Origin of the sequence: Flavobacterium sp. (assembly GCF_050696275.1) — a bacterium.
GTDB lineage: Bacteria > Bacteroidota > Bacteroidia > Flavobacteriales > Flavobacteriaceae > Flavobacterium.
On record NZ_JBOGUT010000012.1, the window covers coordinates 60,283 to 85,652 of the forward strand.

Here is a 25,370-nt window from a genome sequence, read left to right on the forward strand (position 1 = left end):
TTACTTTTAGAACGGATAGTTAATACCAATATTTAGCACAGATTTACTAAAAATTAATTCTTTAAACCATCGCTCATTTTCCGGTTTAGCAGGATTGTAGGTTTTAAAACCAAAGTCCAGCCTGGCTACAAAGAATTTAAAGTCATACCGAAATCCTATTCCTGTGCCTAATGCTAAATCTTTTAAGGAAGCAAATCCGGAGAATATTTTGGATTCATCAGTTTCATTATCCAGTACATTCCATATGTTTCCACAATCAGCAAAAAGAGCTCCATAAAAACTGCCGAAGTATCGGTATCTGAATTCAGCATTCAATCCGATTTTCATATTAGCTTCGTTAAAATCATTCAATCCGCCTGAGCGACCAGGGCCTAAACTATAAGATTGCCAGGCTCTGTTATCGTTCGAGCCTCCGGCAAAATAACTTCTCGAAAATGGAATCGATTTCGAATTTCCATAAGGAATCGCTATGCCGAAGAAACTTCTGACAGCAAAAATATTGTAATTGCCCAAATCCCAATGTTTGATATAGTCGAATTCGGTTTTGATATATTGTGAATACTGTAATCCGAATACTGTTTTCGTTCCATCGTCACTTCTCGGTTGGTTAGAGAGATTGGCGGCAAGGGAAAGTACATTTCCGGCTGATTCGATTTTAGCTCTGATACTATAAAATTCCTTGTCAAAAAAATCAGTTTTGCTGTCTTTTGAATAACTAAAGTTAGAAGCAAAAATCAAATTGTTTTCGGTAAGTCTGTCTTTTCGCTCCTTGATGCTTTTTATGTTTCTGAAATCGCTGCCTGACGGATCCAAGAGTGGGAATTGGTTATCCAAAGCACTTTCAAGGAATGAATCTGCGCCTCCTTCTTCAATGGTAAGGTTGCCAAACTGATCCACATTGTCGGGATTTGTGTTGTATGTTGCTGCAAAGTCATTCAGCTTGTTATAAGAAGAACGATAAACATTGAAATAATTTTTGGTATTGATGTTTTTTACATACTGTATGTTGACTAAATCAAACCGCGCACTGGTATTTTTGTTCGGGATCCAGTTGTAATTTATAATCGTGGTAAAATTTTCTTTATCTAAACCTATGTTTCTCTGCTTGGCAAAACCAACACTGAGCAGACTATTTGGAAACATTGTTTTAGGTACAATTTTTTCTGTGCCAAACGGAAGGAATAATCGTGGAAAACTCAATCGCATATCAGCTCCTATTTCTGAAATATTAAAAAACTGATTGTCAGGATTGGCTAAATCTTTGGAAGAACCGATGTTTCCGCGAAGTCCGAGTTCTAGTATTTCGGCTCCCCTAAAAAGATTCCTAATGGACACCGATGTGCTGCCTGATACACCGAAATCCTGTATGTTGGAATGGGTAAAATCGGCATTGGCCTTAAAGCTGAATTTCTCTTTGGATACTAAATAGATGTTAGCTTTTAATGTTTTGGCAACAGTGTCTTCAACATAATAAATGTTCGGATAATTGAAGATTCTTAAATTATTCAGCGAACGCAGAGTCAGTGCTCTTTTGGAATCACTGTATACACTGTCTTTATAAATGAAAACAGCATTGGCTATGGCTTTTGGCCTGTATCGCAATTTGTCTGAACTGTAAATATTAAAATTCTTGTATTTGGCACTGTCAGCAACTTTTACCTTGTTTTTGGATATGGAATCACTGGTAAAGATATTCACCTCACTGATTCTGTAAATATCGTATGGTTTTGTCGTTGTGCTGTCTCCGTCTCTTGCAACCTGATTTGTGATGTTGATCTTAACCGGTGATTTTTTTGAAGTGGTGTCAATATCAAAGTAGATACTTTGCTGCTGAAAATAATAAATCCCATGATTCCTGAAATAGGTGGTGATTCTGTTACGCTCCGCATCAAAATTTTCAACTTTGTATTGTTGACCTTGTTTAATTATGGATCTGCGTCTTGAGCGCAAATACAGCGAATCCAATGCCGGTGTTTCTATTTCATGCGAAATGGAGTCTAAAAAAGTTGGTTCACCAGTTGTAAGCTTGTAAATAATATTGCCTCGCTTGTTTTCTTCATAGTTGATGTCAAAAGTGGTTTTCGCATCAAAATAACCCTGATTGAAATAAAAAGCTTTCAGACGTTTAATTGACCGTCTCGTTTTTGATGTGTCAATAATAACAGGTGGTTCACCGGTTTTTCTTAAAAAATTATGCCAGCCGGAATACCAGAAAGATTTTCCAAGACGGTCCACTTGCTTCTTAGAAAGCCATTTTATTTTTCGTTTGTATTTTTCGGGATTGGCCGTGTATTTTGCCCTGAATATTGAATCGGTATTGTTCTTAGCCAGATTGTACATATTCAAACGGAGCTTGTATCCTAATATAGAGGTGTTTGGCTGTTGTATGATCTGAGCTAGTACATCTTCCTGCGAATTTTTTTTATCGTTTATAAAAATTTCATTTTTTGTTAAAAGATATTTGCTGTCAGGAACTTTCTTAACAACATTACACGCTGAAATAAGTGTAGCTATTAGAATAAATAATGATATTTTTGCAGTACTATTGTTCAAACTATTCGGAAATTTATTTCAAAAATACACTTTTTTATGGTTAGTAAAAACCAAATAAAACTTATAACGGGTTTAGTTCAGAAAAAATACAGAAAGCAGCATCAATTATTTTTTGCCGAAGGGGTAAAAGTGATTGAGGAATTGCTGCAGTCTAATTTTGAATTAGAGCAAGTATTTCACACGAAACCTATGTTTCAGAATGTTGCTGAATTTAAAAAAGTATTGATTTCTGATTCGGAATTGAAAAAAATAAGTGCCCTGACCACGCCAAATGATTGTCTGGCAGTCTTTAGGATTCCACAAGAAAAATCAATTCAGAATAAGGGGCTGATTCTCGCACTTGATGATATTCGCGATCCTGGAAATTTGGGAACGATTATCCGTTTGTGTGACTGGTTTGGTATTAATCAAATAATCTGTTCTGAACAAACGGTTGATATTTACAACCCGAAAGTTGTTCAGGCAACGATGGGGTCTATTGCGAGGGTTAACATCAGTTATCTCAACCTGGAAAGTTATCTGTCTGCGACGAAAATGCCGGTTTTCGGGACTTTTATGGAAGGAGAGAATATTTATAAAAGTCAGTTGTCACAGGATGGAATAATCGTTTTTGGGAATGAAGCTAACGGTATTTCTAAAGAAATCGAAGATAAAGTGACTCAAAAAATAACGATTCCGCGTTTTGGAAATCTGCAACTAACCGAAAGTTTAAATGTAGCCACAGCAACGGCTGTTGTGCTGAGCGAGTTCAGAAGGAATTCATAATCAAAAAGAACAGAAGATATCGAGTGTTTTCTTAAAAGAAAGATTAAAATATACAATGAATAAAAAAGCAGCTTGTAAATCAAGCTGCTTTTTTATGTGTATACTTCTGTGAAATAAAAAGTCGTAATTCAAGAACAATTAATGGAAGGCAAAATTGATGAAAATTCCTCGGGTCACCATCTTGTCTACGTTTCCTGTCCAAGGACTATTGGGGTCGTTATCTGGAATAAGTTCGTTTTTCATCCCAAAAACACCTCTTATCGAAGGAGAGAATTTAAAATATTCCATATACAAATCGATTCCTAATCCAAGTTCGTAATTGCTGGTATTTTTCAGCATTCTGAAACGGTTTGCTGAATTGTCGTCTTTTGATTTGGCATTACTGGATAAATTCATGTCTGATGAAAGTCCTGCTAATACATAAGGTCTTACGTTACCCATTCTTTTGGAAGAGAATTTAAGCAGTAAAGGAAAATGAATATAGGTGGATTTTACTTCGCGAAGGGCATCGATGGGATCTGTCATATGCGGAAAATGTAAATTACGCTGACCATAATACAATCCCGGTTCAAAACGCAGATCGATATATTCTGTCAGACGCAAATTGGTAATTAGACCAACATTAAATCCCATCTGGCTGTCTACTAAAATGTCCTGGTCGTCAAATTTCTTGTCAATTTTAAAGTCGTAACTATTAAGACCCAGAAAAAAGCCGAAATGAATTCGTTGTTTGTCAAAATTCTCAAGATTGATAATTGGTCTTTTTGCAAACATACTTTTGCTGAAAACCTGAGCATTGCTTATAGTTGACGATATAAGGATAAGTAAAAAAAATAGTTTCTTCATTGTTATTTTTTAGAAGCCGAATAAATTGTTGCTACTCCAAAAGTTTGCGGCAGATGCTTTACATCTATAAACCCAATTTTACGCAAAATATTGTTCAATTGTTCTCCATAAGGGAAAATTGAGGCGGAATCAGATAAATATTGGTAAGCCACTTTGTCTTTTGAGAAAAGTCTGCCAATAATAGGTAAAATATTTTTAGTATAAAACCTGTATCCTTGTTTGTAAGGGAATTTGTCAGGGACTGAAGTTTCCAGGATCACAAAAAGGCCATTGGGTTTCAGTACTCGTAAAATTTCAGAAAGTCCTTGTTCCAGGTTTTCGAAGTTTCTTACACCGAAGGCAACCGTTACAACATCAAAAGAATGATCTTCGAAAGGAATTTTTTCAGAATCACCTAAAACCATTTCTATGGTGTCTGACAGGTTCTTGTGTGCTATTTTTTGTTTTCCTACTTCAAGCATCCCGGCCGAAATGTCAAGGCCTATGATTTTTTTTGCTTGTGTATTGGCTAATAAAATGGCTAGATCTCCTGTTCCTGTTGCAATATCAAGAATAGTTTCAGGGTTTTTCTGGGCAACCATCTTCAGAATCTTTTTGCGCCACTTCACATCAACACCAAACGAAATTACACGATTGAGATTATCGTATTTTGTGGAGATGGTATCAAACATTTTTGCGACCTGTTCTTTCTTTCCAAGGTCAGAATCTTTGTATGGTTTTGTACTAATTGACATAAAATAAATTTCAACAAATATAAAATTAAATTCTGAATGTTTGAAAACAGGTAAATCGTCGATGAATTTAATGGGTTAATCGTTTTTATTAAATTCTAACTACTTGTTGTTGTGGTAATTAAAAAAAATTGTTAAATTTACCTCCTTATAAAATGTCGATAGATTCATTTAATCGAGTGGTAAGAAATAATGAAATAAGTTGGCACAATTTATCTCACTATCTTTAATCAAAATTCACAATTGATTTTTCAATTGTAAAGAAGTGCACAAACGTTCTTTGGGTTAAATTTGTTTTTGGAAATTTTAGTTTTTGTTATATTATCTTAGTGGTATTTGGTAGTATAACGCTTGAGATTCGTCTCAGCCATGTATTGGCCATATAGATTGGTTGAACAATATATGACAAATGATTTTGATTCAAGAGATTTACCCTGACATTTTATAAATAAACGCCTCATATTTATTTATGAGGCGTTTTTTATGCTCTTTTCCGATAGGTTTCGAAAGTAAATGCGTAGGTGTGTTTTTCGTCTTTGTCATGGAATTCGGAGGTAACCAGTTCCCATTTTTTTAAATCGATTTCAGGGAAGAAGGCATCTGCTTCAAAGCGGCCTTGTACCCGGGTCAATTCGATGCAATCTGCCAATTCTATTGATTGATTGTAGATCTCTCCTCCGCCAATGATATAAATGGTTTCGTTCTTAGGGCAGCTTTCTATTGCTTTTTTAATAGAATTTACTGCAAAACAGCCCTCAGGAACTTTGTAATTTTCGCTTCGGGTAATAATGATATGTGTGCGGTTGGGCAATGGTTTTGGGAAGCTTTCAAAAGTCTTTCTTCCCATAATGATATAATGACCCGAAGTAAGTGCTTTAAATCGCTTAAAATCGTCCGGTAAATGCCAGAGCAGGTTATTGTTTTTTCCCAACTCGTTGTCTTCTCCAGCCGCTGCAATAAGTGTTATCATGGAGGTTTAGTTGTTGTTTGGGTCTAAATCTTTTTGAAGTTGTTCTATTTTACGTTCCTGCTTGGCAATTAATTTGTCAATTTGGGTACGCTCCCAGTTTTTGTTCATAAAGCTATCGGTAATAAAGACCCTGATAAAATGAAGTACAAAAAGGAAACTCCAGATAGTGATTACCCATAAAAACCAATGAGTGTCAGGATATACGTTGAGCAGTTTGTTGACAACTAAGGAAAAAATACTGCCTAAAACAAAGAATACGAAGTGGTAATACAAACGTTTTTTTTGTTTGAGGCGTTGTCTGGCATATTCGTATTGTTCGTGTTGGTTGTTATCCATAAAAGAATTATTTACGGATTTAAAGATAGAATTTTTTTTGAAAATTAGCAGTTTAAAATTTTAGGTTTAAAGGAACACTGTATTTTACTCTGACATTTATGCCTCTTTGCTGACCCGGATTCCAGTCTTCATAACTTTTAAGCACTCGGATTGCTTCTTTGTCCAAACCAAATCCTAAGCCTTTCATAATCTTAATTTCTGATATTTTACCGTCTGTTTCAATAGTAAAATTGAGAATTATTTTACCCTGAATGTTGTTTTTCTAGCTGTTTCTGTAAACTTAAAATGATTGCCTATGTATTTGTAAAAATCATTAAATCCTTTTTTAGGTGACGGCTGCATTTCTAATACATCGTAAGTATATTTAATATCGCCTTCACGGGTTCCGATTCCTGATATGAATTTTCCGTCTGAATATCTTTCCGTAGCCGATTGATTTCTGTCAAAATATTTCAATTCCCAAAAACCATCTTTATAACCATCCTTGATTGTGCCGTAAAAGGTTGCTACCTTACTCTTTAAATCACAAAAGCCATTGCCATTAATAACAGTTTGCTTGTTATTTTCGTCCCAAAACTGGAGTATTTTATAATAATGATCCGGATCTGAATCAGTATAGATGTACTCTGCAATTTCGTTTTTATTCCCGTTTTCATGCCAGATTGTTTTTATTCCTTCGGGTCTTGAATTTACATAGTTGCTTGAAGTTTCCTTCTTTCCGTTTTCGTGCCAAGTAGTATATTCACCGTCAAGTTTAGAGTTTGAGTCGAAACTGTTTATTTGTTTTTTATTGCCGTTTTCATAATAATAAGTAAATAGACCGATAGGATAATTTATTTCCAAATCTTTGTAAGTCCCTTTCATTTGTAGTTTGCCGGATTTATAATAATCTTCAACTTCATACACGTTTTTATCTGTATTGTATGCTTTAATAATCCTGATGTATTTATGATTTCCTTCAGTAGTTTCTTTCCAGAGAGAATCTAAAATTTTTTTTTATCGTTCATGGATTGAGAAAAAAGAGCCGTTGTAACCAATAGCAATACTGCTGAAAGTACGTTTTTCATTTTTTGGAAATTTTGAGTAGAATAATGATGAAAATTTAAATCGCTACAGCTCCTTTTATATGGGCATGCGGCTCGTAACCTTCCAAAGTAAAATCTTCAAACTTAAAGTCGAAGATATTGCTGATGGCTGGATTTAAAATCATTTTAGGCAATGGTTTTGGTTCACGTGACAATTGCAGTTCCAATTGTTCCATGTGGTTGTTGTAAATGTGTGCGTCGCCAAAAGTATGGATGAATTCGCCAGCCTGTAAATTACAAACCTGAGCGACCATCATAGTGAATAAAGCGTAGGAAGCAATATTGAAAGGAACTCCTAAGAAAATATCGGCACTGCGTTGGTATAGCTGACAGGATAATTTCCCATCGGCAACGTAAAACTGAAAAAAGGCGTGGCAAGGAGGTAAAGCAGCTTTTCCGTTAGCAACATTCTCGGCAAACGATTTTGAAGTATCAGGTAAAACACTTGGGTTCCATGCTGAAACTAACATTCTGCGGCTGTTAGGATTGGTTTTCAGTGTTTCGATTAATTCTGTAATCTGGTCAATTTCTTCACTATTCCAATTGCGCCACTGGTGGCCATAAACAGGTCCGAGGTCGCCGTTTTCATCAGCCCATTCGTCCCATATTTTGACACCGTTTTCTTTAAGATAATCAATATTAGTGTCACCATTTAAGAACCACAGCAATTCGTAAATGATCGATTTGAGATGCAGTTTCTTGGTAGTCACCATAGGAAATCCTTCGGCGAGATCAAAACGGATCTGGTAACCGAAAACACTTTTCGTTCCCGTGCCTGTTCTGTCTCCTTTTTGGTTTCCGTTTTCTAAAACGTGCTTTACTAAATCTAAATACTGCTTCATCTTTTATGGCTTTATGCTTAGAACTCCTATGTTTTTAGGATTCTCTTTTTGAGATTTCGTCTCTTATTTTGGCTGCTTTTTCATAATCTTCTTCCTGTACCGCATTGTCCAAAAGATCGTAAAGTTCCGCCAGACTGTGTTTAGCGTAGGAGCTTTTGCTGTCATTGCTTTCTTCTAATCCAAAAGTTTCGGGAGCAGAAAGAATGTCATCAATGTTCTGTTGGTCCGGATTTTCAGTTTCAGGATTTATCTTAAGGAAAATGCCAGCTTTGTCCAGAATGTTTTTATAAGTGAAAATCGGGGCGTTAAAACGAAGTGCCAGTGCAATGGCATCAGAAGTTCTGGCATCGATAATCTCTTCAATCTTATCACGTTCGCAAATCATACTGGAGTAAAAAACACCGTCAACTAATTTGTGGATTATAACCTGTTTGATGACAATGTCAAAACGGTCAGCAAAGTTTTTAAATAGGTCATGCGTCAGCGGGCGGGGAGGTTTGATCTCTTTTTCGAGAGCAATGGCTATCGATTGTGCTTCGAATGCGCCAATCACGATGGGTAATTTCCGGTCTCCGTCTACCTCATTCAAAATAAGGGCATACGCTCCATTTTGGGTTTGACTGTAGGATATTCCTTTTATGGTAAGTTTTACTAAACTCATAATTTTTTAGTAGTAAGCATTGATTGCTAAAAATCAAGCTTAAATAGTTTGCTGGTGTAAAAATGTTTAGCCGCATTGCCTGAAAAAACGGATAACCTTGTCATTTTGAGGCTTGAAGCTGTCTTTTGACAAGATACTGCATATAGCAGGAAAGCGGTATGCAAAGTAACAAAAAACTTTGGCTTCAGGAAACGGAAAACAAAAAAAATGAGCTACATAATTTGAATTACGTAGCTCATGGTTTTGGTATCCGTTAAAAGGATTATGAATTTTGAGCTTTGAAAGCTTTTAATTTCTCTGTTAATTTTGGAAGAATTTCGAAAGCATCACCTACAATTCCGTAATCAGCTACTTTGAAGAATGGTGCATCTGCATCTGCATTGATTACCACTTTTACTTTAGAAGAGTTGATTCCTGCGATATGCTGGATAGCTCCTGAGATTCCTACTGCGATGTATAAATTTGTAGCAACCGGTTTCCCTGTTTGCCCTACGTGCTCGCTGTGAGGTCTCCATCCTAAATCCGAAACAGGTTTAGAACATGCTGTAGCTGCGCCTAAAACAGCAGCTAAATCTTCCAGCATTCCCCAGTTTTCAGGACCTTTTAATCCACGACCTCCTGAAACAACGATATCTGCATCAGCAATAGTTACTTTTCCAGAACCTTTTTCAACAGATTGTACTTTTACACCAAAATCAGCATCTGAAATGGATGGTGAAAAATCTTCAGCTGCCGCAGCGCCTGCATTTTCAAATATTCCGTATGAGTTTTTACCTAAGCATAATACTTTGATGTCTGAAGCTATTTCAGTAATGTTGAAAGCTTTGTTTGAGAATGCATTTCTTTTTACCTGAAAAGGAGACATGTTTACCGGCAATCCAACCACGTTTGAAGCAAAACCTGCGTTAAGTGCTACAGATACAAGCGGTGCAAGGTATAAACTGTCTGTTGTAGAGGAAAGTAAAATTAATTTAGCACTTTCTTTTTCAGCTGCTTGCTTTACAGCATCAGCGTATGCTTTTGCAGTAAAGTTGGCTAATTTATCGTTTGTTACTTTTAATACCTTATCTACTCCGTATTTGCTTAGTTCGGATACATCACTGATGTTTATGGTTAAAGCGGTAACAGTTTGTCCTGTAGTTTCGGCTATTTTTTTTGCATAAGAAGCTAATTCGAAAGCGACTTTCTTGAATTTACCTTCTGCTGATTCTGCGTATATTAATATTGACATGATTTTTAAAATTTTAAAGAGTTTAAGCTTAGATCACTTTTGCTTCGTTGTGTAATAAGTTGATTAATTCGTCAAGGTTGTCAGGACTGATTAATTTAACCGCTTGTTTAGGAGCCGGTTTTTCAAATTTCACTGCCTTAGTATAAGCATCTGCGCTAACAGGCTCAAGAATAGTCAATGCTTTGGTTCTCGCGGTCATGATACCTCTCATGTTAGGGATACGTAAGTCTTTTTCTTCTACAAGACCTTTTTGACCACCAACAATTAATGGTAAAGTTGTAGTAACCGTTTCTTTACCGCCGTCAATTTCTCTTACTGCAGTAACGTTATTGCCATCAATTTTTAAATCGATACAAGAGTTTACAAAATTATCTCCTAAGATTCCTGCAATCATACCCGGAACCATTCCGCCGTTATAATCCAGTGATTCTCTTCCTGCAATTACTAAATCGTAGCCGCCGGTTTTGATTACTTCTGCCAATTGTTTTGCAACAAATAAACCGTCGGTTGGGTTAGCATTGATACGGATTGCTTCGTTAGCACCAATAGCCAATGCTTTTCTTAAAGTTGGTTCAGTATCAGGACCTCCAACATTAACAACAGTTACGTTTGCTCCTTGCTGCTCTTGGAACCAGATGGCTCTTGTTAAACCAAACTCATCATTTGGGTTAATTACATATTGTACACCATTGGTATCAAATTCTGAATCACCATTGGTAAAATTAATTTTTGAAGTAGTATCAGGAACGTGACTGATGCAAACTAATATTTTCATTTTTTTGTGTATTTGGTTCTTAAAATCGGAATACAAAAATAGCATAAAATTTGAATTATTTACTATGCATGCATAATATTTTTTTATAGTATTTCGATGTGAATTTATTTTAAGTATAGGGGAATGAACACAGTAGCTAAATACAGGAAGTGAAGGCAAAGAGTTAGAGTAAGTCTAAAGCGCCGTTAAAGCGCCGTCAAAGCGCCGTCAAAGTGCTGTTAAAGTGCCATAAGAATACAATCCGGGTGCTTTTTGCCCTAATGGCCGTTGATCTGGCTTTTTTTTAAAATAAATTCATCATTAAACTCATTATATAATCGATAACTAATTTAAAATTTTTATTTTTGCTGTTCAATTTTACAGAGATACATATATAATATGAGAACGATACAATTTAGAGAAGCCATTTGTGAAGCGATGAGTGAAGAAATGCGTCGCGACGAGTCAGTATACTTAATGGGTGAAGAAGTGGCAGAATACAACGGAGCTTACAAGGCTTCCAAAGGAATGCTGGATGAATTTGGACCAAAAAGAGTAATTGACACACCTATTGCCGAACTTGGTTTTGCCGGGATTGCTGTGGGTTCAGCTATGAACGGATGCCGTCCTATTGTGGAATATATGACGTTCAACTTTTCTTTAGTAGGTATCGATCAGATTATCAATAACGCTGCAAAAATGCGCCAGATGAGTGCGGGTCAATTTCCAATGCCGATGGTTTTTCGCGGACCAACAGCTTCGGCAGGGCAATTAGGAGCGACACACTCACAGGCTTTTGAAAATTGGTTTGCTAATACTCCGGGTTTAAAAGTAGTGGTGCCAAGTACTGTTTATGATGCTAAAGGGTTGCTTAAAGCGGCTATCCGTGATAATGATCCTGTAATCTTCATGGAATCAGAGCAGATGTATGGAGACAAAGGAGAAGTGCCTGAGGAAGATTATATCATTCCGCTAGGTGTTGCTGATATTAAACGCGAAGGAACAGATGTAACTATTGTTTCTTTCGGAAAAATCATTAAAGAAGCTTATATTGCTGCAGAGGAATTAGCTAAAGAAGGTATTTCTTGTGAAATTATCGATTTGCGTACCGTTCGTCCGATGGATTATGAGGCAATTTTAACCTCAGTTAAGAAAACGAACCGATTAGTAGTATTAGAAGAAGCCTGGCCATTCGCTTCAGTTGCTTCGGAAATTACGTATATCGTTCAGGAGCGTGCTTTTGATTTTCTTGATGCACCAATTCAAAGAATCACTACAGCAGATACGCCAGCACCGTATTCGCCAACCTTGTTAAAAGAATGGTTGCCTAATGCTCAGGATGTAATTAAAGCAGTAAAGAAAGTAATGTATAAATAATTGGCATTTGTCAATTAATAAAATAACTATATTTGAAACTTCATCATAATCTGATGAAGTTTTTTTTTCCTATGAAGAATATTTTTACCCTGATAAGTTTGCTATTTGTTGCAGCTGCTTTTGGACAGACAAAAGTAAGTGGAGTGGTATATGACGACATGAACCAAACAATTCCGTATGCCAATGTTTGTTTTAAAGGAACCCGCGAATGCGTTACTTCCGATGAAAACGGTAGGTTTTATCTGGAATCTCAAGAAGACAGAAAGATTTTGGTTGTTTCTTATGTTGGTTTTGAAACCAAAGAAATTACACTTTCAAAATCAGTTAACTACAATATGAAAATATCGTTTGCAGCTGCAAATGTACTTCAGGAGGTAAAGATTTATTCGGGGAAAACGTCCAAAAAGAACAATCCGGCATTGGATATTCTTCGGAAAATTTGGGAGAGAAAAAGAAGGAACGGCTTGCATTTATTCAACCAATACCAGATGAATAAGTACGAAAAAGTAGAGTTTGATATGAATTCTATCGATTCGGCATTTATGAAAAATAAAGTATTCAAAGGACTGGAATTCATCTTCAAACAAATTGATACTTCCAAAATCACCGGGAAAACCTATCTGCCTATATTCATCAATGAATCTTTATATGATGTGTACGGAGATAATACCAATGGGAAAAAGAAAGAAATTCTAAAAGCGAATAAAAATTCAGGTTTGGGCGACGGAAACGGAGTAGACACCTTTATTAAGGATTTGTATTCCGAATATGATATTTATAATAATTACCTGAATTTCTTCGATAAGAATTTTGTTAGCCCTTTGTCCAGAACGGGAATCAACACCTATAATTATGTATTGAGCGATAGTACTTTTATAGACAACAAATGGTGTTACAATATTGTTTACTATCCGCGCAGAAAAAATGAGTTGACTTTTAAAGGTGACTTTTGGGTTAACGACACTACGTTTGCCATCAAGAAAATAAACATGGCGGCATCAAAAAGTGCCAACATCAACTGGGTAAAAGATATTTACATTGAGCAGGAATTCGACGTGCTTAGCGATTCTGTTTTTCTGTTGAAAAGAGATTACATGATGTCGGATTTTGCCTTAAGTAAAAAGGAATCTTCCAAAGGAGTTTACGGAAAAAGAACTACTTTATATAGCGACCATCAATTTAATATTGTCAAGCCGGATAAGTTTTATAAGAGTGATGTAAATGACTTTGATCAGAGTGTTTACAATAAAACAGAAGAATTCTGGAATGAAAACCGAATGGAAAACCTCAGTAAAGACGAACTAGGGGTTTATAAAATGCTGGATACACTTAAAACAGTCAAAAAGTTTAAGAAACTATACAATCTGGCGACTATTTTGGCTAGCGGTTATATAAATAAAGGGAATATCGATTACGGGCCTATATTTTCAATCTTTGGTTACAATGACGTAGAAGGACAGCGATTGCGATTTGGAGGAAGAACGTATTTTGGGTCAAACGATCCATGGAGGATTCAGGCGTATACGGCCTATGGTTTTAAAGACAACAAATTCAAATACGGTATTTCTGGAAAATGGATGGTAGACAAGAAAAACCGGATTATTATTTCGGGAGGAAATCGTCGTGATGTTGAGCAGATTGGGGTGAGTCTGACGACTTCAAATGATGTGCTGGGACGAAGTTTTGCCTCTTCTTCTTTTTTTGCCAGCGGAGACAACAGCAAGCTGACTAATGTAAACCTGACGTCCTTTGCCGCCGAAATCGAGCCGATTAAAAACCTGATTTTTCAAACCGGGTTCTCTTATAGAACTTTAGAATCCGCTTCGCCAACTTTCAGTTTGGATTATTTCTCCAACGGAACTATAAAATCGGACGTAAAACAATCTGAAATCACATTCGGATTTGATTACACACCAAAACGTAAAGTAGTAGGTTACGGAGTTGAACGCCTGGAAGTTGATAATTATTATCCAAGAGTTTTTGTGAATTACAGCCAGGGACTAAAAGGAGTATTTAACAGCGATTTCAATTACCAAAAGCTGCAATTGTACTACAGGCAGCCTATTTATTTAGGAGGAATGGGACGTTTGTTCTCTACTTTTGAAGTAGGAAAGATTTTTGGTGAAGTGCCGTTAGGATTAATGGCAGTTGTGCCGGGGAATCAATCTTATTTTGTGATTGACAATACGTATAATCTGATGAATTATTATGAGTTTATAACAGATCAATATACTTCATTGCATTTAGAACATCATTTTAATGGTCGTATTTTCTCCAGAATTCCATTCATGAAAAAATTGAACTGGAGAGAAATCGTCGGGGTTAAAGCGGTTTACGGCAGTGTTTCGGATGAAAACAGAGCCATTAATGCTTCCGGATTGAATTACATTGCGCCGGTAAACGGGTATTGGGAATATCATGCCGGAGTGGCTAATATTTTTAAGGTTTTCCGACTTGATTTTGCCTGGAGAGGAAGTTATTTAAATCTGCCGGATGCTAAAAAGTTTACAGTTAAAGGATCATTCGGATTTTATTTTTAGAAGCTATTTCCCGCTATCCGTTACAATCTTTTCTGTCAATAAAGAATTGACAGAAAAGGATTTTCACTTTTATCGGGGCTAAAACAAACAGGTATGCAATCAGCTATTGATTTTCTTTCCCAAAAAGATAAAATTTTCAAGGACATCATCGATATGTATGGATTGCCGGTTATTCCGAGCCGTCCGCAGGGATTTGAAACACTGGTGTTATTGATTTTAGAGCAACAGGTTTCCATCGATTCGGCAAAAGCTACTTTTTTGCGAATGAGAACATCTGTTTCGGTAATTGAACCATCGGCTTTAATTCACCTGACGGAAGAAGAATTCAGGGTTTTTGGAGTAAGCCGTCAAAAAGCAAAATACATCAAATGCCTGTCGGAAGCGATTTTAGAAAAACAGCTGGATTTAGCTAGTTTAGTTGCTAAATCATCGCAGCAAGTCCGGGAAGAACTCATAAAAATCAAGGGTATTGGAAACTGGACGATCGATGTCTATCTGATGTTCAGTCTGCAATCTCCTGATGTTATCCCGTTTGGTGATGTTGCCATAGTAAATACCATTAAAGAATTGCTTGAAATTCATGACAAGCAGGAAATGGAAGTGTATGCTCAAAACTGGGCTCCACACAGAACGTTAGCCTCATTTTTGCTTTGGCATTATTATCTTAAAAAAAGAGGAAGAAAAATAACGTATCAATACTAAGAAATTGTAAACTCTTTATACAGAATACTTGAAAAATCATTTTTTTGCAGTACTTTTGCACCCTCAAAAAAAGTAAAAGATATAGAAAATGACAGCTGATAAAGTAAAAACTTTCGACGTCCTAGTTGAAATTCCAAGAGGTAGCAGAAATAAATACGAGTACGATTTCGAATTAAAAAGAATGCGTTTCGACCGTATGTTGTTTTCTTCTATGATGTATCCGGCAGATTATGGTTTTATTCCTGAAACTTTGGCACTTGACGGTGATCCGTTAGACGTCTTGATATTGGTGACGAAGCCAACTTTTCCTGGTTGTGTAATTGAAGTAAAACCTATTGGTGTTTTCCACATGGCAGACGATAAAGGACCGGATGAAAAAATTATCTGTGTTCCTGTTTCTGATCCAATCTGGAACAAACTAAACGATTTGGATGATATTAATCCGCACCTTTTAAAAGAGATCGAGCACTTTTTTCAAGTGTATAAAGATCTTGAAAACAAAACGGTTGATGTAGAAGGTTGGGGAGATGTGAAAGAAGCTCAAAGAATCATGGAAGAATGTGTAAAACGTTTTGAAGATATTGAAAACAAACCGGAAGGATTATTCAGCATTAAATAATTGTTAGTAATCTAGTTTAATAAAAAAGCAACATTTTAATTAAAATGTTGCTTTTTTATTTATATTGGTGGTTATATTTACAAGAATTAATTAACTAACCAAAAACTAATTATGAATTCAATGATGATTTATGTGCCAATAGTTATGGCATTAATAGGCCTTGCATTTATGGCCGCAAAAAGATCCTGGGTGCTTAAGCAAGATGCCGGAGACGGCAAAATGAAAGAGATTTCAGATCATATTTACGAAGGAGCATTGGCTTTCCTTAAAGCAGAATACAGATTATTGACTTTCTTCGTTATTGGGGCGAGTATAGTTTTAGGAGGAATTACTTTTATTCCGGGAGTTAAAACAAATATATTAATAGTAGTTGCTTTTATATTTGGTGCGATATTTTCAGCTTTGGCCGGAAATATGGGGATGAAAATTGCTACTAAAACCAATGTCAGAACTACACAGGCAGCCCGTACAAGTTTGCCACAGGCGTTAAAAGTTTCTTTTGGCGGTGGAACAGTTATGGGATTAGGCGTTGCCGGTTTAGCTGTTTTAGGCTTGACTTCTTTCTTTATTTTCTTTTTCCAATTCTTTATGAACGGGACATGGACTTCTACTGAAGATATGACTGTGGTTTTGGAAACATTGGCAGGTTTTTCTCTAGGAGCAGAATCTATTGCTTTGTTTGCCCGTGTTGGTGGAGGTATTTATACTAAAGCTGCTGATGTCGGTGCTGACTTAGTGGGTAAAGTGGAAGCCGGTATTCCTGAAGATGATCCTCGTAATCCTGCTACCATTGCAGATAACGTAGGTGATAACGTAGGAGACGTTGCGGGTATGGGTGCCGATTTATTCGGTTCTTATGTTGCGACTGTTTTAGCAGCTATGGTACTTGGTAATTATGTTATCAAAGACATGGGCGGAAAAATTGAAGATGCATTTGGGGGAATTGGCCCAATTTTATTACCGATGGCTATTGCCGGTTTTGGGATTTTATTTTCTATCATCGGAACCATGTTAGTAAAAATTAAAGACAATGAGGCCAAAGAAAAACAGGTCCAGGGCGCACTAAATGTTGGAAACTGGGTTTCTATCGTTTTAACAGCAATCTCTTGCTTTTTTCTGGTTCGTTATATGTTGCCGGAAGTAATGACAATGAAATTCTTCGGAGAAGCCGCACAACAAATTTCTTCCATGAGAGTATTTTATGCTACGATTGTTGGTTTAGTTGTGGGCGGGGTTATTTCTTCAGTAACAGAATATTATACAGGTTTAGGGACGAAACCCGTTTTGGCAATTGTTCAAAAATCGAGTACAGGTGCTGGAACAAACGTAATTGCCGGTTTGGCAACAGGGATGGTTTCTACATTTCCAACAGTTTTAATATTTGCAGCAGCAATTTGGTCTTCTTATGCTTTGGCTGGATTTTACGGTGTGGCTTTGGCTGCTTCTGCAATGATGGCTACAACAGCGATGCAATTAGCAATCGACGCTTTTGGACCAATCTCTGATAACGCAGGCGGAATTGCAGAAATGAGTGAATTGCCAAAAGAAGTCCGTACGCGTACTGACATTTTGGACTCAGTTGGAAACACCACAGCTGCAACCGGTAAAGGTTTTGCAATTGCTTCGGCGGCATTAACTTCATTGGCATTATTTGCAGCTTACGTAACGTTTACAGGAATTGATGGAATCAATATATTTAAAGCACCGGTCTTAGCGATGTTATTCGTGGGTGGAATGATTCCGGTAGTTTTCTCTGCATTGGCAATGAATTCTGTTGGAAAAGCAGCAATGGATATGGTGTACGAAGTACGTCGTCAGTTTAAGGAAATTCCAGGAATTATGGAAGGAACCGGAAAACCGGAATATGGTAAATGCGTTGAGATTTCTACAAAAGCTGCATTACGTGAAATGATGTTGCCGGGAATTTTGACTATCGGCTTCCCAATTGCTATTGTTTTATTAGGATTGCTGATTTATGGAGATAATCACCAACTGATAGCTGAAATGCTGGGAGGATATATGGCAGGTGTAACTGTTTCAGGAGTACTTTGGGCAATTTTTCAAAATAATGCCGGAGGAGCTTGGGATAATGCTAAAAAATCTTTTGAAGCAGGTGTAATGATTAATGGTGAAATGACTTATAAAGGTTCTGATGCTCACAAAGCAGCCGTAACGGGAGATACTGTTGGTGATCCATTCAAAGATACTTCTGGGCCTTCAATGAATATTTTAATTAAACTAACGTGTTTAATTGGATTGGTAATGGCTCCGATTTTAGGTAACGGACACTCAGAAGGAACCAAAATGGCTTCCTGTTGCGCTGTGTCTGAAGTAAAAATGGAAATGAAATGCGATGCTTCTAAAATGCCAATGATGACTAAAGAAGAATGCGCCAAGATGTGTGATGAAATGGGATGTACTGCAGATGAAAAAGCAGCGTGTATGGCACATTTTGACGAAAACGGAAAATTTACAGGTGCCAAAGACTGTAAAAAGGCTTGTTGTGCAACTCCTGCTGAAGGAATGAAAAAGGAGGTTTCCAAACAGATTTCGATTGAAAAAACGAATTTGAATGGCAAAGTAAAAGCAATCATTACCACTTCAACAACTGAAAATGGTAAAACAGCTGATGATGTTAAAACATTTGAAGGAACTGATGCTGAAGTAACCGCAAAGATTGAAGAATTCAAAAAGAAATAACCAACTTGTTATAAATTTTTTAAAGCCTTGCATTTTGTAAGGCTTTTTTTGTAGTTTTTTATTTAATTTTAGCAAAACTACAAACACACAAATCAAAATGTTTAAAAGCAAGGTATTACTACTTTTATTGTTCACAACTGTTGCATTTTCCCAGAATCAATTAACGTTAATCCCAAAACCGGTCTCCATTAAATTAAACGAAGGAAATTTTACTTTAAGCCAAAGCACAAAAATTATCCTTAATGATTTAGAATTTAAAAATGAAGTTGATGTATTCAATGCGTTTTTAAAAGCCAATTATGGGTTTGAATTGCAGGTGCTCGATAATTCAAAAAGCTCCATAAACACGATTAAGATTCAAAGAAGCAACACCGAAAATAAAGCAATAAGCGCCTATCAGTTGGAGGTTTCTTCTTCTGAAATTGAAATAGCTTCAAAGGGAAGTGCTGGAATTTTCTACGCTTTCCAAACATTGTCACAGTTGCTGCCTGTTCAAAACGGAGTGTTAAATATTCCATCGGTAAAGATTAATGATGAGCCAAAATACGAATGGAGAGGAATGCATCTTGATGTAGGACGCCATTTTTTTTCTAAGGAATTTATCAAAAAGTACATCGATTATATGGCAATGTATAAGATGAATACTTTTCATTGGCATTTAACTGATGATCAGGGATGGCGTATCGAAATTAAGCAATACCCAAAACTAACCGAAGTAGGTGCCTGGCGAAAAGGCTCGATGGTAGGACATTATAACGACCAGAAATTCGACAGCAAACCGTATGGCGGTTTTTACACTCAGGGGGAAATAAAAGAAATTGTGGCTTACGCCAAAGAACGCCACATTACGGTTGTTCCTGAAATAGAAATGCCTGGTCATTCACAAGCTGCTTTAGCGGCCTATCCAGAATTATCCTGTACAGGAGGCCCTTTCGAAGTTGCTCAGAAATGGGGAGTTTTAGAAGATGTGTACTGCCCTAAAGAAGAAACATTTGAATTTTTGGAAAATGTTTTAACCGAAGTTATGGCATTGTTTCCTTCAGAATATATTCACATTGGCGGTGATGAAAGCCCGAAAACAAGATGGAAAAAATGTCCGCATTGCCAGGCTTTAATTAAAAAAGAAGGTCTAAAAGACGAACACGAACTGCAAAGTTATTTTATCAAACGGATTGAAAAATTTATAAATGCCAAAGGAAGAAAAATAATAGGTTGGGATGAAATCCTTGAAGGCGGATTAGCTCCAAATGCTGCTGTTATGAGCTGGCGTGGCACCGAAGGAGGAATTGCCGCAGCAAAACAACATCATTTTGCCGTTATGACTCCGGGTTCCCATTGTTATTTTGATCATTATCAGGGAGAACCAAAAAATGAACCGGTTGCTATAGGAGGTTATACTACCGTTGAAAAAGTGTATTCCTACGAACCGACACCGGCAACCCTTTCGCCTGATGAGGCTAAATATATTTTGGGAGCACAGGGAAATGTCTGGACAGAATATATGGACAATCCGAAACATGTAGAATACATGATAATGCCCCGCATGGCTGCTTTGGCAGAAGTAGTTTGGGGAACTTCAGACGCTGCTAATTACAAAGATTTTCAAAACAGATTGGTGAAGCATTTTGTGTTGCTGGATAAAATGGACGTAAATTACAGTAAAGCTATTTTCGAAATAACAGCGAAAGTAAATCCTTCAAAAGGAAATAATGGAGTTTCATTTAGTTTGAACTCAGCTTATGACAATTCAGGAATCCGATACACAACCAATGGAGAAAACCCATCAATACATTCCAAAACGTATTTGAATCCCTTAATAATTTCCAAAAACACAACAGTTAAAGCTGCTAATTTTGAAAATGCAAAGCAAAAAAGCGCCATTATTGAACAATCTTTCTTTATCACAAAATCAACAGGAAAAAGCATTGTTCTGAAAACGCCGCCACACGAGAATTATGCTATTGGAGGTGCTTTTACTTTGGTTGACGGAATGCGTGGCAATATGCAAAAGTATGGCAGAGATTGGTTGGGTTTTTGGGGCAAGGATTTGGATGCGGTCATTAATTTAGGTAAAAACAAAACGGTTTCGAAAGTTACTATTGACGTGCTTTCCAATGAAGGAAGTTGGATTTATTATCCAAAAAGTATTGAGATTCTGACATCGGAAAATGGTAAGGATTTTAAAAAAATCAAGCAGATCTCATTGTTGGAAATTACTGAAATGAAAGGGATTATTTCGGTTAATTTTAGCAAAGAAAAGGCTAAATTTATAAAAGTAATTGCACAAAATGCAGGCAAAATCCCCGATGGAAAAGAAGGAGCAGGGGCCGATGCATGGCTGTTTGTTGATGAAATCATGGTGGAATAAAAAATAAAGAATTATGACAAATCGTAGAAATTTTTTAAAGACTGCAGCTATGGCTTCGGTAGCAGCTGCATTGCCTTCGTTTACAGGAAAGCCGGAAGAAGAAAATGTTATTTCATTAGAAAAAGAGAATAAACCCATTGTGATTTCTACCTGGAATTTTGGTGTTCAGGCGAATGGCGCGGCTTGGGAAATATTGAAAAATAAAGGACGGGCTTTAGATGCTGTAGAAGCAGGAGTAAAAGTTCCCGAAGGAGATCCAAAAGAACGAAGTGTTGGTTATGGCGGAAGACCGGACAGAGATGGGCGCGTAACACTCGATGCCTGTATTATGGATGAAAATGCCAATATAGGTTCAGTGGCCTGTTTGGAGCATATTAAGCACCCTATTGCAGTGGCTAGGGCAGTGATGGAAAAAACGCCTCACGTAATGTTAGTTGGAGATGGAGCGCTTCAGTTTGCTCTGTCGCAGGGTTTTGTTAAAGAAAATTTATTGGTGGAAGAGTCTGAAAAAGAGTGGAAGGAATGGCTCAAAACAAGCCAGTATAAACCAATCGCTAATATTGAAAATCACGACACCATTGGAATGATTGCGTTAGATAGCAACGGAAATCTTTCCGGAGCCTGTACTACAAGTGGAATGGCTTTTAAAATGCATGGGCGTGTGGGAGATTCTCCTATTATCGGTGCGGGATTGTATGTCGATAACGAAATTGGAGCTGCAACGGCAACAGGTCATGGTGAAGAGGTGATTCGGATTTCCGGCTGTCATCTGGTAGTCGAGTTAATGCGTCAGGGAAAATCTCCGCAAAAAGCATGTGAAGAAGCCGTAAGCAGAATTGTAAAGCTGACCAAGCTTAGAAATAAAAATCTGAAAGATATTCAGGTCGGTTTTATTGCTTTGAATAAAAAAGGAGAATACGGAGCTTACTGTGTTCAGGGCGGTTTCAATTTTGCTGTAAATGATACTTCGGGTAACCGGTTAATTGACGCGGATTATTTTTTAAAATAAATGAAAAAGTACCAACTTGAAATTGCTTGCTTCAATCTGGAATCGGCCATTATTGCTCAAGAAAATGGAGCCGATAGAGTAGAATTTTGCGCTAACATGAAGGAAGGCGGAACAACTCCTGATTTCGAAACTACCAAATCGGTCAGGGAAGAATTGTCAGTTGCTTTATATGTGATGATTCGACCAAGAGGAGGGAATTTTGTGTATTCTGATGCGGAATTTGAGCAGATGAAATCAGAAATCAATCAATTTAAAAAAATACAGGTAGATGGTTTTGTCTTCGGAATTTTAAACGAGGACGGAAGTGTCAATAAAGTGCAGAATACAGAATTAATCGCATTGGCAAATCCATTGCCTTGTACATTTCATAGGGCTTTTGATGTGGTTGATAATGTGGTTCAATCCTTGGAAGATAGTATTAGTTGCGGCTTTAAAACGATATTGACTTCCGGACAAGGAAAAAATGTTGTAGATGGTATTGGCATTTTGGCAAAATTGGTCGAAAAAGCAAAAGACAGGATTGCAATTATGCCGGGAAGTGGTTTGCGTTCTTCCAATATTAATTTACTGAAAACAAAAACGAATGCTGCCTTTTACCATTCTTCAGCTATTATTGACGGTACAGAAACGGCAAACGGAGATGAGGTTAAACTGCTAAAAGCGAACTTGCAATAATGAACAAGATTATTTTAAAATACCTTCTGATTTTATTTTTGCCAATAGCTGCAGCTGCGCAAACTTCTGAAAGAAATTTAGGTTCCGAGACTTGGAATTTCAGAAGTAAAAACGATAAAAATTGGCTCAAAGCAACTGTTCCGGGAACTGTTCACACTGATTTATTCAACAATAAAGCGATAGAAAATCCTTTTTTTGGCACAAATGAAAAACAGCTGCAGGGAATCGAAAACGAAGATTGGGAATATGAATCCGTTTTTTCAATTTCGAATCAGGAATTAAAAAATGAAGTTGTCGAATTACAATTTGACGGACTGGATACGTATGCAAAAGTGTATCTCAATAATAAGCTTATTCTTGAGGCAGATAATATGTTCCGTACATGGAAAATCGATGTTAAGAATAAGTTGAAAGCAGGTGAAAATAAAATTAATATCCTTTTTGAATCAGCTGTTAAGAAAGGGAAAGAAGAAGTGAAAAAAATACCGTATATCTTGCCTGGAGATGAAAAAGTTTTCACCCGAAAAGCGCAATATCAATTTGGTTGGGATTGGGGGCCTCGCTTTGTAACAGCAGGAATTTGGAAGGATGTAAAATTGGTTTTTTGGAATTCAGCTTCCATTTCCAATATAAAATACATTCAAAAATCATTGTCTGATGACCAAGCAAATTTGGAATTTATTACTGAAATAGTAAGCAATTCAAATGGGGAATATCAACTGGTAATTAATGAGAAAGCAGCAACGGTTCAACTGAGAAAAGGAAAAAATAACATTGTTGTAAAATACCTTGTCGAAAAACCAAAACGCTGGTGGAGCAATGGACTTGGTGAAGCTTATTTGTATCCGTTTTCTATTTCACTTTCCCGTAAAAATACGGTTCTGAGTAAAAAAGAGATGAATATCGGACTCAGAACCATCGAATTAGTTCAGGATAAAGACAAATCCGGGAAAAGTTTTTATTTCAAACTCAATGGAATTCCTGTTTTTATGAAGGGAGCCAATTATATCCCGCCGGATAGTTTTCTGCCCCGAGCGAAAGACAGTGTTTATAAAGGGATAGTTAAAAATGCGGTCGTGGCCAATATGAATATGCTTCGGGTTTGGGGTGGAGGTGTCTATGCCGATGATGCTTTTTATGATGAATGCGATAAAAATGGGATATTGGTCTGGCAGGATTTTATGTTTGCCTGTGCCATGTATCCAAGTGACGATCACTTTGTTGATAATGTAAAAAAAGAAGTTATTGATAATGTCAATCGTTTACAGCATCATCCGAGCATTGCTCTATGGTGCGGTAATAATGAAAATGACGAAGGATGGAAAAACTGGGGCTGGCAAAAACAATATAAGTACTCCCAGGCAGATTCAACGAAAATCTGGAGCGGTTACAAAAAAGTATTCCATGAAATGATTCCAACAACGTTAGACAGTTTATTAACTCCGGAAAAAAGCAGGTATTGGCCTTCATCACCTTCTATAGGCTGGGGAAGAAAAGAAAGCTTGTCGGAGGGTGATTCTCATTATTGGGGTGTCTGGTGGGGAATGGAACCTTTTGAAATTTATGAGAAAAAAGTAGGACGCTTTATGTCGGAATATGGTTTTCAGGGAATGCCAAGTATTGAAACCTTTAGAAAGCTTGCCGCTGATGATGAATTAAATTTTGCTTCTGAAACGATCAAAAGTCATCAAAAACATCCTACGGGATACCAAACTATTCAAACCTATATGGAGCGGGATTATAAAATTCCAACCAAGTTTGAAAGTTATATTTATGTTTCCCAACTCTTGCAAGCTGAAGGAATGAAAAAAGCTATTGAGGCTCACAGGCGGGCAAAGCCATACTGTATGGGAACTTTGTTTTGGCAGCTAAACGACTGCTGGCCGGTCACTTCATGGAGTTCGGTTGATTATTTTGGCAATTGGAAAGCCTTTCAATATCAGGTAAAAAGAAGTTTTGAACCCGTTTTGGTTTCGGTTAATGAAGAAGATAATCAATATAAAATATATGTTGTAAATGATGAACTGACTTCAAAAAACGGAAAATTTGAATTGAAGCTTACCAGTTTTAACGGGAAAATTTTATGGAATAAAGAGGCGAAAATTCAAATAGAAGAAAATAACAGTAAAGTTTATTTTGAGATTGATAAGAACGAGTTGCCGAAATTTGATCCGAAACAGGCTGTGCTCTCTGTGAAATTAATTCTACCTCATGCGGAAGAAAAAGAAGTATTTTATTATTTTGAAAAACCGAAGAATCTGGAACTTAAAAAACCGAAGATTTCTGTTGTTTATATTGATGAGAACACGATAGAAATCACCACAGATACATTAGCCAAAAATGTTTTTATTACTGCGGATGCTGCTTTTTTTAGCGATAATTATTTCGATTTACTGCCTGGTCAGAAAAAAAGAGTGGTTATTTCTAATACTAAAAAAGACAGGCCCATTCTGACTGTGCAATCCTTGTTTGATACTATTGAGTCGTCCTAAAATAGGTTGACAAGTTTTACAATAAATTAATTAAAACCAGTGAAGTTAACTTCACTGGTTTTTTCATATACAAAGTTAGGTGTTTTCATATTTAAACTCAAATGTGGTCTTTTA

General features: G+C 36.7%; 21 protein-coding genes. 10 read left to right on the forward strand and 11 right to left on the reverse strand.

The window, feature by feature from the left end:
• Positions 1–6: 6 nt before the first annotated feature.
• Entirely contained in the window at positions 7–2,553 is a 2,547-nt protein-coding gene (locus tag ACRDEC_RS08180; RefSeq protein WP_431497845.1) for a BamA/TamA family outer membrane protein, read from the reverse strand.
• A gap of 36 nt (positions 2,554–2,589) precedes the next feature.
• Here ACRDEC_RS08180 and ACRDEC_RS08185 point away from each other — a divergent pair, with 36 nt between their 5' ends.
• A complete protein-coding gene (locus ACRDEC_RS08185; RefSeq protein WP_431497846.1) occupies positions 2,590–3,318 on the forward strand; it encodes a TrmH family RNA methyltransferase in 729 nt (242 codons plus the stop codon).
• A 138-nt stretch (positions 3,319–3,456) separates the two neighbouring features.
• On the opposite strand, the gene ACRDEC_RS08190 is transcribed toward ACRDEC_RS08185, so the two are convergent.
• From ACRDEC_RS08190 to ACRDEC_RS08235, 10 genes are all read right to left on the reverse strand, one after another.
• The gene (locus tag ACRDEC_RS08190; RefSeq protein WP_431497847.1) at positions 3,457–4,164 is read right to left on the reverse strand and encodes a porin family protein; all 708 of its coding nucleotides are present in this window, start codon (positions 4,162–4,164) and stop codon (positions 3,457–3,459) included.
• A gap of 2 nt (positions 4,165–4,166) precedes the next feature.
• The gene (gene ubiE, locus ACRDEC_RS08195; RefSeq protein ID WP_431497848.1) at positions 4,167–4,898 is read right to left on the reverse strand and encodes a bifunctional demethylmenaquinone methyltransferase/2-methoxy-6-polyprenyl-1,4-benzoquinol methylase UbiE; all 732 of its coding nucleotides are present in this window, start codon (positions 4,896–4,898) and stop codon (positions 4,167–4,169) included.
• A 478-nt stretch (positions 4,899–5,376) separates the two neighbouring features.
• Positions 5,377–5,865: a dihydrofolate reductase gene (locus tag ACRDEC_RS08200; protein ID WP_431497849.1), complete on the reverse strand. Its 489-nt coding sequence runs from the start codon at positions 5,863–5,865 to the stop codon at positions 5,377–5,379.
• A 6-nt stretch (positions 5,866–5,871) separates the two neighbouring features.
• Positions 5,872–6,201 (reverse strand): 2TM domain-containing protein, encoded by a 330-nt coding sequence (locus tag ACRDEC_RS08205; protein ID WP_431497850.1) that lies wholly within the window; start codon positions 6,199–6,201, stop codon positions 5,872–5,874.
• 52 nt (positions 6,202–6,253) lie between these two features.
• Entirely contained in the window at positions 6,254–6,454 is a 201-nt protein-coding gene (locus ACRDEC_RS08210) for an energy transducer TonB (protein ID WP_431497865.1), read from the reverse strand.
• Positions 6,439–7,107 (reverse strand): toxin-antitoxin system YwqK family antitoxin, encoded by a 669-nt coding sequence (locus tag ACRDEC_RS08215; RefSeq protein WP_431497851.1) that lies wholly within the window; start codon positions 7,105–7,107, stop codon positions 6,439–6,441. Before ACRDEC_RS08215 ends, ACRDEC_RS08210 begins: the two co-directional genes overlap by 16 nt.
• Before the next feature lie 196 nt (positions 7,108–7,303).
• Positions 7,304–8,128 (reverse strand): thymidylate synthase, encoded by an 825-nt coding sequence (locus ACRDEC_RS08220; protein ID WP_431497852.1) that lies wholly within the window; start codon positions 8,126–8,128, stop codon positions 7,304–7,306.
• Positions 8,129–8,162: 34 nt separating this feature from the next.
• Positions 8,163–8,789, reverse strand: coding sequence for a bifunctional nuclease domain-containing protein (locus ACRDEC_RS08225; RefSeq protein ID WP_431497853.1), 627 nt, complete (start codon positions 8,787–8,789; stop codon positions 8,163–8,165).
• A 262-nt stretch (positions 8,790–9,051) separates the two neighbouring features.
• Positions 9,052–10,020: an electron transfer flavoprotein subunit alpha/FixB family protein gene (locus ACRDEC_RS08230; RefSeq protein WP_431497854.1), complete on the reverse strand. Its 969-nt coding sequence runs from the start codon at positions 10,018–10,020 to the stop codon at positions 9,052–9,054.
• Between the two features lie 28 nt (positions 10,021–10,048).
• A complete protein-coding gene (locus ACRDEC_RS08235; protein ID WP_431497855.1) occupies positions 10,049–10,795 on the reverse strand; it encodes an electron transfer flavoprotein subunit beta/FixA family protein in 747 nt (248 codons plus the stop codon).
• A gap of 378 nt (positions 10,796–11,173) precedes the next feature.
• Between ACRDEC_RS08235 and ACRDEC_RS08240 the strand changes: the two genes are divergently transcribed.
• The 9 genes from ACRDEC_RS08240 to ACRDEC_RS08280 all read left to right on the forward strand — a co-directional run bounded on the left by ACRDEC_RS08240 (position 11,174) and on the right by ACRDEC_RS08280 (position 25,256).
• On the forward strand, positions 11,174–12,151 hold the full coding sequence (locus tag ACRDEC_RS08240) for a pyruvate dehydrogenase complex E1 component subunit beta (protein WP_431497856.1): 978 nt from the start codon (positions 11,174–11,176) through the stop codon (positions 12,149–12,151).
• Between the two features lie 71 nt (positions 12,152–12,222).
• The gene (locus ACRDEC_RS08245) at positions 12,223–14,691 is read left to right on the forward strand and encodes a DUF5686 family protein (protein ID WP_431497866.1); all 2,469 of its coding nucleotides are present in this window, start codon (positions 12,223–12,225) and stop codon (positions 14,689–14,691) included.
• A gap of 93 nt (positions 14,692–14,784) precedes the next feature.
• Positions 14,785–15,393 carry a DNA-3-methyladenine glycosylase family protein gene (locus ACRDEC_RS08250; protein ID WP_431497857.1) on the forward strand — a complete coding sequence of 203 codons (609 nt, stop codon included), beginning with the start codon at positions 14,785–14,787 and terminating at the stop codon, positions 15,391–15,393.
• A gap of 88 nt (positions 15,394–15,481) precedes the next feature.
• A complete protein-coding gene (locus ACRDEC_RS08255; protein WP_431497858.1) occupies positions 15,482–16,012 on the forward strand; it encodes an inorganic diphosphatase in 531 nt (176 codons plus the stop codon).
• Between the two features lie 111 nt (positions 16,013–16,123).
• Positions 16,124–18,712 (forward strand): sodium-translocating pyrophosphatase, encoded by a 2,589-nt coding sequence (locus ACRDEC_RS08260; RefSeq protein WP_431497859.1) that lies wholly within the window; start codon positions 16,124–16,126, stop codon positions 18,710–18,712.
• 97 nt (positions 18,713–18,809) lie between these two features.
• Entirely contained in the window at positions 18,810–21,080 is a 2,271-nt protein-coding gene (locus tag ACRDEC_RS08265) for a glycoside hydrolase family 20 protein (protein WP_431497860.1), read from the forward strand.
• 13 nt (positions 21,081–21,093) lie between these two features.
• Positions 21,094–22,089: a N(4)-(beta-N-acetylglucosaminyl)-L-asparaginase gene (locus ACRDEC_RS08270; protein ID WP_431497861.1), complete on the forward strand. Its 996-nt coding sequence runs from the start codon at positions 21,094–21,096 to the stop codon at positions 22,087–22,089.
• Positions 22,090–22,764: a copper homeostasis protein CutC gene (locus ACRDEC_RS08275; RefSeq protein ID WP_431497862.1), complete on the forward strand. Its 675-nt coding sequence runs from the start codon at positions 22,090–22,092 to the stop codon at positions 22,762–22,764. It begins immediately after the preceding gene.
• Positions 22,764–25,256, forward strand: a complete 2,493-nt coding sequence (locus tag ACRDEC_RS08280; RefSeq protein ID WP_431497863.1) for a beta-mannosidase — start codon at positions 22,764–22,766, stop codon at positions 25,254–25,256. Before ACRDEC_RS08275 ends, ACRDEC_RS08280 begins: the two co-directional genes overlap by 1 nt.
• Positions 25,257–25,370 lie beyond the last annotated feature (114 nt).

Excerpts from the sequence above, each read along its gene's own strand:
- ACRDEC_RS08185 (WP_431497846.1), top strand. The coding sequence starts at position 2,590 with ATGGTTAGTAAAAACCAAATAAAACTTATAACGGGTTTAGTTCAGAAA.
- ACRDEC_RS08190 (WP_431497847.1), bottom strand. The coding sequence starts at position 4,164 with ATGAAGAAACTATTTTTTTTACTTATCCTTATATCGTCAACTATAAGC.
- ubiE (WP_431497848.1), bottom strand. The coding sequence starts at position 4,898 with ATGTCAATTAGTACAAAACCATACAAAGATTCTGACCTTGGAAAGAAA.
- ACRDEC_RS08200 (WP_431497849.1), bottom strand. The coding sequence starts at position 5,865 with ATGATAACACTTATTGCAGCGGCTGGAGAAGACAACGAGTTGGGAAAA.
- ACRDEC_RS08205 (WP_431497850.1), bottom strand. The coding sequence starts at position 6,201 with ATGGATAACAACCAACACGAACAATACGAATATGCCAGACAACGCCTC.
- ACRDEC_RS08220 (WP_431497852.1), bottom strand. The coding sequence starts at position 8,128 with ATGAAGCAGTATTTAGATTTAGTAAAGCACGTTTTAGAAAACGGAAAC.
- ACRDEC_RS08225 (WP_431497853.1), bottom strand. The coding sequence starts at position 8,789 with ATGAGTTTAGTAAAACTTACCATAAAAGGAATATCCTACAGTCAAACC.
- ACRDEC_RS08230 (WP_431497854.1), bottom strand. The coding sequence starts at position 10,020 with ATGTCAATATTAATATACGCAGAATCAGCAGAAGGTAAATTCAAGAAA.
- ACRDEC_RS08235 (WP_431497855.1), bottom strand. The coding sequence starts at position 10,795 with ATGAAAATATTAGTTTGCATCAGTCACGTTCCTGATACTACTTCAAAA.
- ACRDEC_RS08240 (WP_431497856.1), top strand. The coding sequence starts at position 11,174 with ATGAGAACGATACAATTTAGAGAAGCCATTTGTGAAGCGATGAGTGAA.
- ACRDEC_RS08245 (WP_431497866.1), top strand. The coding sequence starts at position 12,223 with ATGAAGAATATTTTTACCCTGATAAGTTTGCTATTTGTTGCAGCTGCT.
- ACRDEC_RS08250 (WP_431497857.1), top strand. The coding sequence starts at position 14,785 with ATGCAATCAGCTATTGATTTTCTTTCCCAAAAAGATAAAATTTTCAAG.
- ACRDEC_RS08255 (WP_431497858.1), top strand. The coding sequence starts at position 15,482 with ATGACAGCTGATAAAGTAAAAACTTTCGACGTCCTAGTTGAAATTCCA.
- ACRDEC_RS08260 (WP_431497859.1), top strand. The coding sequence starts at position 16,124 with ATGAATTCAATGATGATTTATGTGCCAATAGTTATGGCATTAATAGGC.
- ACRDEC_RS08265 (WP_431497860.1), top strand. The coding sequence starts at position 18,810 with ATGTTTAAAAGCAAGGTATTACTACTTTTATTGTTCACAACTGTTGCA.
- ACRDEC_RS08270 (WP_431497861.1), top strand. The coding sequence starts at position 21,094 with ATGACAAATCGTAGAAATTTTTTAAAGACTGCAGCTATGGCTTCGGTA.
- ACRDEC_RS08275 (WP_431497862.1), top strand. The coding sequence starts at position 22,090 with ATGAAAAAGTACCAACTTGAAATTGCTTGCTTCAATCTGGAATCGGCC.
- ACRDEC_RS08280 (WP_431497863.1), top strand. The coding sequence starts at position 22,764 with ATGAACAAGATTATTTTAAAATACCTTCTGATTTTATTTTTGCCAATA.